Consider the following 10,129-nt stretch of genomic DNA (forward strand, 5'->3'; position numbering starts at 1 on the left):
TTAGCATATTTGCTTACAACGGAAAAGACTTGAAGACCAAAGTCGCTGATCAGAATAATGACTTCTTTACCGACGGAACTAATTCTAGTGGCCCCAGCCATATCACGTTTTTGTCTCGGATCAACCCTACCGATGGTGTAGTTCAAAAGGGTAAGTTTTTCCATAGCCGATTAGGCAATGGCAAAACCAATACGCACCGCGTAAAAGATGGCGACTTAGAGGTAGACGACGACGGAAATATTTACTTGGTAGGAAAATCGGCTTCTCAATTCCAAGACCGGGACGTGTTTAACGTAAACGGAACCCTGATTGAGCCATACCGCGGTGGCGACTTATACGTACTGATGACTTCTCCCGACATGGATACTCGCTACTTATGGGGCGCTTTTGCCGAGAGCAATCGGGCAAGCGGACAATTTAACCGTATTGCAGTGGGGCAAGGCAGAGTGGCTTTTGTGGCTACTACCGACCGGGGTGAAATGATAACCACTGATAATGCTATTCAACAATTACCCTATAATATAGCGGGCGATACGCTTAGTGCCCCCGATGTTTATTTGGCTACCTGGCAGCAAAAGGTCTGGGAATCGGCCAATGAAGATCCGGTAGAACTTGCTTTTATTCCCAATAGCACCTGCTTTCGGGTAGATGATGTGGCCTGTCCGGAACCTCCCTCTTCCGACGCTACTGAAAACAATGCTGAAGATAGTATCTATCCATTTAATACTTTGACCCCCAACGGGGATGGACGTAATGATACTTGGCGGATTGATAACATTCAGCAATTGCAAAACTACATCATTACCGTTTTTACCCAAGCTGGACAAGTAGTGTATGAGTCTCAACAGTATCAACAAGACTGGGGTGGGACTTGGCATAATAACCTTCTTCCGTCGGGTACCTATTACTACTCTATTGCTGGAGCGGACAAGCTAGGAACTCCCGTTCGTAAGACTGGATTTATCACCCTTATCCGCTAAAAATTACCTAAATACTTATGAAACATACTCTTACTCAAATAATTGTCCTGCTATTTATCTGGTTGTCATTTACACCAGCTGTTTTAGCGCAGGTAAATCCGGTACAAAACCAGGCGTACTTCAATCCGTACATTTACAACCCCGCTTGGGCGGGGCACAGTGGTTTTCGTCAGCTTTTTGTGGGAGTAAAAACCCAGTGGCTCAACGTAGACGGAGCGCCGACCATGGCTACGGCTACCTTTGATATGCCCGTATCAGACGGTCTAAGCATGGCTGGTCAAATTATTAATATTCACCAGGGCCCGTTTAATCGCCTTATGACCCAAGCGGGAGCCTCGTATAAAGTAACTTTACAGGAAAAACGCTTTCTCTCCTTTGGCCTTTCTGTTGGGTTTGACCATCTTAATTTTAACGCTCAGGCACTAGATGATCCCAATGACCCAGCCGTAGCCTCGGTGGCGATAAACGAAATCAATCTTACGGGTAGTGCTGGGTTGGCCTATACGCACGATAATTGGAAAGCAGGACTATCCTTGCCCAACCTATTAGCTCCCACTTCAGTAGTTGAACCAGACCAAAATCATCAGCCTTGGGATTACCTGATTGGCTCAGTTAGCTATACCTATCGGTACAGTACTGACTGGAAAATCACTCCTACTATTTTCTATCACCACTACGGCAATTTTGCGGACCAAATTGAGGGTGGGTTAAAATTAGACTATCGTAGTAAGATTTGGGCGGGGGGACTATTCCGGCAAGACTACGGAGCTACTGCTTTTTTAGGTATTGATATAAGCAAGATGTTCAATGTAAATTACCTCTACAGTTTTTCCTCAGTATCGGCCAATTTACCGAACGATAGTCACGAAATTGTACTGGGCGTGAAATTTGGCAAAAAGCAGCAGTAGTTACAACTTACTTTTAGCCGGCTATGTGTTGCAAGGAAATAAAAGTAACAACTGTAAAACCTACTGCATCATTTACCGAAGCTACTCATACCCTCCTAGCAAGCGTAGGATCACTAACATCTGCCCGGTATGATAGGCAGTATGCTCAATCACCAGCAATACTTCCCGGAGCAAAGTCTGGCCTTCGCCGTGGGGAATGGGTTTACTCAAATCGTTTTTTGAATCCGTGATCAACTCCACCAATTCGCTTCTCTCGGAAAAATAAGCGTTCATGGTAGCATCCCACTTCTGCTGATTTTTAGGGGCTGGTTCATTTGGCCAGTAGTCATCCGGCCACTTTACGGCGGTATAGTTAGGATTACGACAAAAGTCTAGAATGTCGAGCTGAGCGTAGCGCAGATGACAAAATTGCTGCCAAAGTGAATACGGTACGTTATCCGGTACCACGCCTAGTTGCTCGAATGGAATCTCTCGAGCGAAAGTATCTACCGGCGCAAAAGCTTCTCCTCCTTCCAAATGTTTGACCAATTGCTGCCGTAACTGAGTATCTAATGGTTGGTGCATGAGAATTAGTCATTTGTGAGAATAATGGGTTCAAAAGCAAATTGTGCTACCAACATTTGTACAAAAACAGTAGAGATTACCTACCATTTATCATTTGTCACTCTCTAGAATGCGCAAGTACTGCTGGTGTTTGTTCTCCCGTACTAAAACATTTGGCCTCTTTCGGGTTATAACTCCGACAGATTAATTCTTTAACGATTTGTAACTATGAGAACTCGCGTATTAGGTCAGATTATTGGATTGGGGGCAGTTGCCGGAATGCGGACCATGTTGGCTCCGGCCTTGCTTAGCAGGACTTTGAAAAAGCGTCCATCCCGACGGCTGCGGCGCACTAATCTGCGCTTCATGCAGTCCAAATCAACCGCGGCTACGTTTAAGGTACTCGCTGCTGGTGAGCTAATCGGAGATAAGCTACCGATGACACCTAATCGTACCGAGCCTGCCGGACTAGTTGGCCGGGGAATGTCGGGTGCATTAGTAGGGGTAACTTTGGCGATCGTTTCACGCGAGAATCGTTGGTTGGGGGGAGGTTTGGGAGCATCGAGTGCATTGGCATCGGCCTACGCTTTTTACTACTTACGCAGCAAGCTATCGCAAGAAACGAAACTACCGGATGTACTTTGGGCGGGATTAGAAGATACACTGGCTATTAAAGTAGGCAACAAATATACTGCTCGATAATTCGTAAGCTACTCGGCTGCCTATTCGGAAAAATCTGCCTGGTACGTTTGATAAAGCTGCTGTTGTAACTCCTCAACAATACTTTCGTTTCCGGACTGATCTACAATATTTACATTTTCTAGCGAATCTTGCTGGTGATCGTACAGCATTCGGGCGTAAATCTCGCCGTCTTCTTGGCTCCATTCGGTGTAGCGGTAGCGATCATTTTTTACCGTAAACCCTTCATGGTATTTGCTAAATACGTACTCTTTGCCCGGTGTACCGGATTGAGAAAGTATCGGCACTAAGCTTTGCCCTTCTAGTTGCTCCGGCTGGGTTAGTCCGGACAATTCACAAAGCGTGGGGTATATATCAACAAACTCCGTAAGAGCTTCGGTACGTTGCCCGGCGGGTAAACCCGGCGCTTTAATCATTAGCGGAGCGCGAAGCGAAGTCTCGAAGTTGCAGTGTTTGCACCACAGGCCGTGTTCCTCCAAGTTCCAACCGTGGTCGCCCCACAGCACTACAATCGTATTATCAGCTAATTCTAGTTCTTCCAGAGTATCTAACAACTTTCCGATTTGAGCATCGGTGTAGCTGGTGCAGGCGTAGTAGCCATGTACCATTAGCTTGGCCATACGTTCACTCAAGGCAGTTCCTTTAGTAGGAATTCCGGCGTAATTGCGTAGTTCACCAAACTCATGTAACGCCGCATCCGGGGCATTTTCCGGAGCAAACGGATTGGATGCTTCGGGGAGGTCTCTGGGGTCGTATAAGTCCCAGTACTTCGTTGGTGCGTTGAACGGAAGATGCGGTTTCAAGAAGCCAACTGCCAGAAAAAATGGTTGATCTTGCTCCTTTAATCGCTTCAGATCCCGAATGGCTTTCGCCGCAATTTTACCATCGAAGTAGGCCGTGTCCGGCACATCAGCTCGCTCAAAGGCGGGGCCGCGTCCGTTACCATGATCGGCAACAATCTGCTGAGCCGCTTCGGTGGCATAATCCCGCCAGTTACTATCAAGGTTACGAGGGCGCCAAGGTAGTTCGCTCCAACTTTCCAGCTTATCGTCCTGATGATGGAAGATTTTGCCGTTAGAAACAGTGTAGTATCCATTTTCTTTAAAGTGCTGCGGTAATGTTACTGCTTGCGGAGCGTCTTTATCCGCCCACGTGTCATAACCTAAAAAGCGATTACGGTTAGGCCGCAAGCCCGTCAGCAAGCTTGCTCGGGAAGCTCCGCACACCGGAATCTGACAATACGCCCGGTTAAATAATGTGCCTTGACTGGCCAAGCGGTCAATATTTGGAGAAATTATTACTGGCTTTCCGTAGCAGCCCAGTTCGGGTCGTAGATCATCTACCGCAATAAATAAAATATTGGGCTGATCCGCTACACTCTGATGCTGAGGTAACTTATCATAGATGGACATCGGAAAAAGCGAAATAGCCATCCAAAAGCTGAAGAAGAGAAGGTAATTCATTAGGATAAATTACGAATGAAAAACTACAAACCGAAAATTTCACTACAATCAATTTTTAATTGTGCAACGGTCATTTGTAATTTTTTATTTTCCAGTGTTCAACTCATAAAATAGTGAAAACGCCAAACTACGATTGCGAAAAAAGTCTACCGAACTGGCACTAAACAATCCATTAATAATGCTTATCGAAAAAGCTGCGTTGTCAAACGGTTGATACATGACTCCGGCAGTATAGCATACGTCGAAATCCCGAAACTGGTCCCGAATAGATTCAAATCCTCCCCCTCCGTCTACTCGGGCCTGAATCCGATAATTAGCGGTAAATCCAGCCGTAAGCGATACTTGTTTCAATAATGCATACTGGGCGACTATTGGAAGTTCCAGATAATTTACTCGTAGAATCTGAAAAATCGGATCGCGCTCTCCGTGGCGGCTACCCTTACCACTGTACACCATTCCGGTGCGAACCAGCCAACCACTATCTAGCGGTAAGGCCACGTGGGCTCCTAATCGCAACCCCGGCTGATTATATCCCGCTAGTTCGTCACCGTCAATCTGCGAAGCATTGATTCCCAGCTCGACGTAGGCATCAAAACTTTGAGCATCAACTGCCAATGAATAAGTGAAGCAGCAGAGAAATAGGATAGCGTATCGCATAACCGAAAGAAACCCGTAATTTTGCGGAAAGAAAAGCGAAATGTCCACAATTTATAAAAACACAACCTTAGGCATTATTGGCGGCGGACAATTGGGGCGAATGCTGATTCAGGCCGCCATTGATCTGAATATTGATGTACACGTGCTTGACCCTGATGCCAGTGCTCCCTGTCGTGATATTGCCACGAAGTTTACGCAGGGGTCGCTAACCGATGCTAGTACTGTTTATAAATTTGGCCGAAGCTGCGACGTAGTAACTATTGAAATCGAAAACGTAAGTACCGAAGCCCTACAAAAGCTGCAGGATGATGGCATAACGGTGTATCCCGAACCAAGTGTGATCGCGCTCATTCAGGATAAACGGGAACAAAAGAAGTTCTATAAGAAACATGACATTCCCACCGCCCCGTTTGTACTTACTGATCAACAATCCGATTTAGAGCAGCATCAGGAAATGTTTCCCGCAGTGCAAAAGCTGGGGCGAGCCGGTTACGATGGGCGGGGAGTGCAGAAAATTCAGTCTGCCGAAGATATTGCGAAGGGATTTGATCAACCGGGCTTGCTAGAGAAACTGATTGACTTTGAGAAAGAACTCGCGGTGATTGTAGCCCGTAACTCGTCCGGTGAAATAGAGACGTTTCCCGTTACCGAAATGGTCTTTCATCCTGAACACAACCTGGTGGAGTACCTCTTCGCCCCCGCAGATATCAGTGCTGAAACCGAGCAAAAAGCGACTAATTTGGCTAAAAAAGTGATTGAGGAACTAAACATGACGGGCCTACTGGCAGTAGAAATGTTTCTAACGCGCGACGGGGAAATCCTCGTTAACGAAGTAGCTCCCCGCCCGCACAACAGTGGCCATCAAACTATTGAGGCAAATATGGTTTCTCAGTATGCCCAGCACTTGCGGGCCATCTTAGATTTACCGCTGGGGGCTACCGATACGCTTATTCCGGCGGCAATGGTTAATTTGCTGGGCGAAGATAGCTACACTGGCGATGCGCAGTATCATGGACTGGATAAGGTATTAGCTGTTGATGGTGTAAATGTGCACTTGTACGGAAAAAAGCTGACTAAGCCGTTCCGTAAGATGGGGCACGTAACCATTTTGGATCAAAACCTGGATCGATTGAAAGAAAAGGTGCAGTTTGTCAAAAACCATTTAAAAGTAATCGCATGAGTAAACCCCAAGTCGGTATTATCATGGGCAGCAAATCCGATTTGCCCGTAATGCAAGAAGCTATCAAGTTTCTAGAAGAACAGGAAATTCCGCACGAGGTGAGCATTGTATCGGCCCACCGCACGCCTCACCGCATGGTAAAGTACGCTGAAGAAGCCCGTAAGCGCGGTATTAAGGTAATTGTTGCTGGAGCGGGCGGCGCGGCGCATCTGCCCGGAATGGTTGCTTCCCTTACTTCGTTGCCGGTGATCGGGGTACCGATCAAATCTAGCAATTCCATTGATGGCTGGGATTCGGTGCTTTCTATTCTACAAATGCCGGGCGGAGTGCCAGTGGCAACGGTGGCTTTGGACGGGGCTAAGAATGCCGGAATTTTGGCGGCCCAAATCTTGGGGGCTACCGATAAAGTAATTGCTAAAAAGCTGGATGCTTATAAAAAGGAGCTGAAAGAAAAAGTAGAAGAATCGGCGGAGCAAGTAGAGAACTACGGCTACCGAGGGAACAAAATCGGTTTTGGTTCGTAATTTTTACATTGTAGACTCGTTTACCACCTATACCTAACCTACGATTGAGCAACATCCGTCTATCGCATCATTTTAAAAATCATTCTAATTTCGCTAATTTTTTTAGATTGTCGCGAACACTTGATCTATGTCAAAAAGCAATCTATTGTATTAGATGCGAGACTGTTGAGGATACCCCCCTAGCCCCCTTTTCCAAAGGGGGAAAATCTCGAACTGATTCTATTGCTTCAGAAGTATTTCTACTTGAGCGAGAAAATCTGTTTCAGAAAAGTAAAAACATCAATAAAACCAAAATACGCACTAATACTATTCCCCCTTTTCTAAAGGGGGCTAGGGGGAATTGGAGAAGTTATTTAAGCAACTTTAAGCTCAATCTACCCTACTGGCTGATTGTAGCAATAATAGTAGGTATAACTTCCTGCTCCTACGACCCAGAACGACAAGATACAGCTTTGCCCCAGCAAGAAGAACCTGCTCCAGCGCAAGAAACTCCTTCAAAGGAATCACCTAAGAGTACCTACGCCACTTCCGTATATCTGGAAAACTCCGGGAGTATGGATGGTTACGTGCGGGGTAATACTCAGTTCGAGGATGCCATCTACCGGATGCTGGTAGACCTCAACTACTGGGCCGATACCCTAGCGTTGAACTACATCAATTCTCGGCCCATTCCCTACCAGCAGGATGTTTCCCAGTTCATTAGTGATTTGGAACCCCAGGAATTTCAGCAGCGGGGCGGAAACCGAGGCAACAGTGATCTGAATAAGATTCTTACCCAAGTAGCAAGTCGGGCGGGCCAAGGGGAAGTAAGCGTGTTGATCTCGGACTTTATCTTTTCGGTGAAGGGTAGCAATACCGAAGAGCTATTAAATAACCAAAAAATAAGTTTGTACAACACATTCCGGCAGCAGTTAGCGCAGTCGCCCTTTAGCACCTACATTATCAAATTAAGCTCTGCGTTCACCGGCAGTTACTACGACAAAAATGACCGTCCGCTTTCTTTAAACGGTGTTGTTCGCCCCTACTATATCTGGGTGATGGGGCCGAACGAAGCGTTACAGTCACTAAGGCAACAGATTGACTTCTCCGGGCTAGATGGTTACCAGACCAGCTACTTACTGTCCGACGGATCAGCATCGGAACCTCCGTTTTATACGGTACTGAGTAACACCCTAAATACTGGGTCATTTCGTACCGATCGAGACTACGCTAGTGCGGACTACGTACGGGGTATTGAAAAGGTAGAAACCGGCCGCCGGGGGGAAACCAACCAGTTTAGCTTTGCAGTAGCGATGAATTTGACTTCCATTCCCGCTGAAGAAAGTTACCTGACTGATCCGTATAATTATCAGGTGGAAGGCTACCAACTAGATAGTATCATTCGCACTGAACAAATTGAGCGAGTTCACCCCCGGGATCAGGCACTAATTGATGGAAAAGCGAGTCATGTACTACTAGTAAGTACCGAACAAACGAATTATCCAGACTTGTCAATCGCATTGCTAAAGCAGACTCCGGCTTGGGTAGTGAATACTAGCTCAACCAGCGATACTCGTATTCAGCGCAACGAAGAACAGCAAAAACAAACATTTGGCCTCCTGTATCTGATAGAAGGAGTAGAAGAGGCGTACGAACAAGTGTTCGATAATCAGGATGCCTACTTTACGGCGACCGTATCAGTGAAACGGTGACAATGCTTATCGTTTTACGTAAAAATCGCTTATATTTATACGTAAAGTAGCGCAATAATGGATAAAAAACTCACATTAAGTCTTGACCAAAACATTATTGAGCAAGCAAAGACGTATGCTAGGTCTAACAATGTTAGTCTATCAAAGCTTATCGAATCCTATTTGACAACGTTAATTAAGAAGAATCAGGAACCATCAAAAATCACCCCTTTAGTTGAGAGTTTGAGTGGCGTAATAGACCCGCCCACCCAATTCAATGAAAAGGAAGCCTACTCAGAATACCTGATTGAGAAGTATAAATGAATAGGGTTTTAGTAGATACCAATATTGTCATTGACCTGCTTGCCAAGCGAAAGGAGTTTTATACCGAAGCCGCCGAGTTGTTCTCTTTGTCAGATAAGAAAAAGCTGAAATTGGCAATTTCTTCATTGACCCTTGCCAATACAAACTATGTGATTTCAAAGCAGAAATCGCGAAAAGAGGCTAGGGAAATTTTGAGGAAATTCAAGGTTCTGGTTGAGATATTGAGCCTAGACAGTAAAATAGTAGAGCTGGCTTTGAACGATGATAAGTTCACCGACTTGGAGGACGGGCTTCAGTACTATTCAGCATTACAAAATAACATAAACATAATTCTAACCAGGAATAAGAAGGATTTCAAAAGTGCTAAAGTACCCGTTTTAACTGCTAAAGAATATCTATCAGGAAAGAAATAGGCTTTGGGAATTAGTTTTATGTAGCTTTTTTCCAATCCCCAAAGCCTAAGTCCTAAAACCAATTATAAAAAACAGGTGTATGAACGATTTTTTTGCTCCCATTTACGAAGGCTGGGGTGCTTTTTATCTTGAGAATTTTTCGGACGATCTGTATAATGAACAACTGTACATCCCCATTGGCTGGACTCTCCTACTGACAGCTCTAGGGCTGGTTGCCGTCTATTACTACGTGATCAATCACCCGCGCTTCAATCGCTGGTTTCATTGGCTAATCTACATACTGGTAATTGGGGTGATTAATTTTGCGGTAGCCTACATTATCAGTTATAACCAAATCAGTGTGCTCTACGAAGAAGACCCTTATAGCTCGGAGTACTATACGTTTAGTCTAGTCAATTTCCTGTGGGCATTAGCATTCTGCTTACTTTTTTCATTCGGTATTCGCTGGTGGAGTACTAACAGTTCTACCACTCCTATTCCTCAGTAACATGAGTCTTATTCGGAAATATAACCGTATTGCCCTAGCTATATTTATCACTCTGGGGGTTTTTGTGTTCGGATATGCGCTCTACCTGATTAGTCAGAGCTTTTGGCACCGAGCAGACTACGATAGGGATGTTCTTCTACCGGATGAACAGGCTAGTGAATTAACTAAGAAAGGACTAAGAAAGCAGATAGTTTCTTTGGGCGGAATAGAGTGGTTAGATACCGCAAACTCTTATTACTTTATACCAGTTACCCAAACTAGTCTGAAAAGTCCTGAATTAA

General features: G+C 45.3%; 13 protein-coding genes. 10 read left to right on the top strand and 3 right to left on the bottom strand.

The window, feature by feature from the left end; translation table 11 throughout:
• Both WBA23_RS02330 and WBA23_RS02335 read left to right on the top strand, forming a co-directional pair.
• Window positions 1-980, top strand: a 980-nt coding sequence (locus tag WBA23_RS02330) for a gliding motility-associated C-terminal domain-containing protein (RefSeq protein ID WP_424580632.1), incomplete at its 5' end; no start/stop codon positions are given.
• A 17-nt stretch (window positions 981-997) separates the two neighbouring features.
• A complete protein-coding gene (locus WBA23_RS02335) occupies window positions 998-1,888 on the top strand; it encodes a PorP/SprF family type IX secretion system membrane protein (protein WP_424580633.1) in 891 nt (296 codons plus the stop codon).
• A gap of 81 nt (window positions 1,889-1,969) precedes the next feature.
• Here WBA23_RS02335 and WBA23_RS02340 read toward each other — a convergent pair whose 3' ends face one another.
• Window positions 1,970-2,452, bottom strand: a complete 483-nt coding sequence (locus WBA23_RS02340) for a DinB family protein (protein ID WP_424580634.1) — start codon at window positions 2,450-2,452, stop codon at window positions 1,970-1,972.
• Window positions 2,453-2,659: 207 nt separating this feature from the next.
• Here WBA23_RS02340 and WBA23_RS02345 point away from each other — a divergent pair, with 207 nt between their 5' ends.
• A complete protein-coding gene (locus tag WBA23_RS02345) occupies window positions 2,660-3,133 on the top strand; it encodes a DUF4126 family protein (RefSeq protein ID WP_424580635.1) in 474 nt (157 codons plus the stop codon).
• A gap of 20 nt (window positions 3,134-3,153) precedes the next feature.
• On the opposite strand, the gene WBA23_RS02350 is transcribed toward WBA23_RS02345, so the two are convergent.
• Together WBA23_RS02350 and WBA23_RS02355 are read right to left on the bottom strand one after the other, a co-directional pair.
• A complete protein-coding gene (locus WBA23_RS02350; RefSeq protein ID WP_424580636.1) occupies window positions 3,154-4,593 on the bottom strand; it encodes a sulfatase in 1,440 nt (479 codons plus the stop codon).
• An 84-nt stretch (window positions 4,594-4,677) separates the two neighbouring features.
• The gene (locus tag WBA23_RS02355) at window positions 4,678-5,250 is read right to left on the bottom strand and encodes an outer membrane beta-barrel protein (protein ID WP_424580637.1); all 573 of its coding nucleotides are present in this window, start codon (window positions 5,248-5,250) and stop codon (window positions 4,678-4,680) included.
• Window positions 5,251-5,290: 40 nt separating this feature from the next.
• Between WBA23_RS02355 and WBA23_RS02360 the strand changes: the two genes are divergently transcribed.
• The 7 genes from WBA23_RS02360 to WBA23_RS02390 all read left to right on the top strand — a co-directional run.
• Window positions 5,291-6,430 carry a 5-(carboxyamino)imidazole ribonucleotide synthase gene (locus WBA23_RS02360; RefSeq protein WP_424580638.1) on the top strand — a complete coding sequence of 380 codons (1,140 nt, stop codon included), beginning with the start codon at window positions 5,291-5,293 and terminating at the stop codon, window positions 6,428-6,430.
• Window positions 6,427-6,954: a 5-(carboxyamino)imidazole ribonucleotide mutase gene (gene purE, locus WBA23_RS02365; protein ID WP_424580639.1), complete on the top strand. Its 528-nt coding sequence runs from the start codon at window positions 6,427-6,429 to the stop codon at window positions 6,952-6,954. The genes WBA23_RS02360 and purE overlap by 4 nt, the downstream gene beginning before the upstream one ends.
• Before the next feature lie 107 nt (window positions 6,955-7,061).
• The gene (locus tag WBA23_RS02370; protein WP_424580640.1) at window positions 7,062-8,645 is read left to right on the top strand and encodes a hypothetical protein; all 1,584 of its coding nucleotides are present in this window, start codon (window positions 7,062-7,064) and stop codon (window positions 8,643-8,645) included.
• Window positions 8,646-8,702: 57 nt separating this feature from the next.
• A complete protein-coding gene (locus WBA23_RS02375) occupies window positions 8,703-8,948 on the top strand; it encodes a DUF6364 family protein (protein ID WP_424580641.1) in 246 nt (81 codons plus the stop codon).
• Window positions 8,945-9,361, top strand: a complete 417-nt coding sequence (locus tag WBA23_RS02380) for a type II toxin-antitoxin system VapC family toxin (protein ID WP_424580642.1) — start codon at window positions 8,945-8,947, stop codon at window positions 9,359-9,361. Before WBA23_RS02375 ends, WBA23_RS02380 begins: the two co-directional genes overlap by 4 nt.
• Window positions 9,362-9,440: 79 nt before the next feature.
• Window positions 9,441-9,848 (top strand): hypothetical protein, encoded by a 408-nt coding sequence (locus tag WBA23_RS02385; RefSeq protein ID WP_424580643.1) that lies wholly within the window; start codon window positions 9,441-9,443, stop codon window positions 9,846-9,848.
• 1 nt (window position 9,849) lies between these two features.
• Window positions 9,850-10,129, top strand: a 280-nt coding sequence (locus WBA23_RS02390; protein WP_424580644.1) for a hypothetical protein, incomplete at its 3' end; no start/stop codon positions are given.

It is taken from the genome of Tunicatimonas sp., from assembly GCF_049647865.1.
Lineage (GTDB): Bacteria > Bacteroidota > Bacteroidia > Cytophagales > Cyclobacteriaceae > Tunicatimonas.